At 69.6% G+C, this 507-nt stretch carries 1 pseudogene; it reads left to right on the forward strand.

The window, feature by feature from the left end:
* Positions 1 to 507, forward strand: a pseudogene (locus D3H34_RS33800) (EscN/YscN/HrcN family type III secretion system ATPase); the annotation flags it as partial.

Here is a 507-nt window from a genome sequence, read left to right on the forward strand (position 1 = left end):
GACTTCGAGATGAAGGCCGAAGTCGTGGGCTTCGCGCGCGACGCGGCGCTGCTCACGCCCATCGGCGACATGTACGGCATTTCCGCGGCCACCGAAGTCATTCCCACGGGCCGCGCCCACCTCGTTCCCGTGGGCTTCGGCCTGCTGGGGCGGGTGCTCGACGGCCTCGGCCGGCCGCTCGACGAAGCCGAGCGCGGCCCGCTCGAAGCCAGCAAGTTCTACCCGGTGTTCGCCGATGCGCCCGACCCGCTCAAGCGGCGCATCATCAGCCAGCCGCTGGAGCTGGGCGTGCGCGCGCTCGACTCCGTGCTGACCTGCGGCGAAGGCCAGCGCATGGGGATCTTCGCGGCCGCGGGCGGCGGCAAGTCGACGCTGATGGGCATGCTGGTCAAGGGTGCCGACGTTGACGTGACCGTGGTCGCGCTGATCGGCGAACGCGGCCGTGAAGTGCGCGAATTCCTCGAAACCGAACTCGGCGAGGAAGGCCGCAAGAAGAGCGTGATCGTC

The sequence above is a fragment of the Acidovorax cavernicola genome (genome assembly GCF_003581445.1).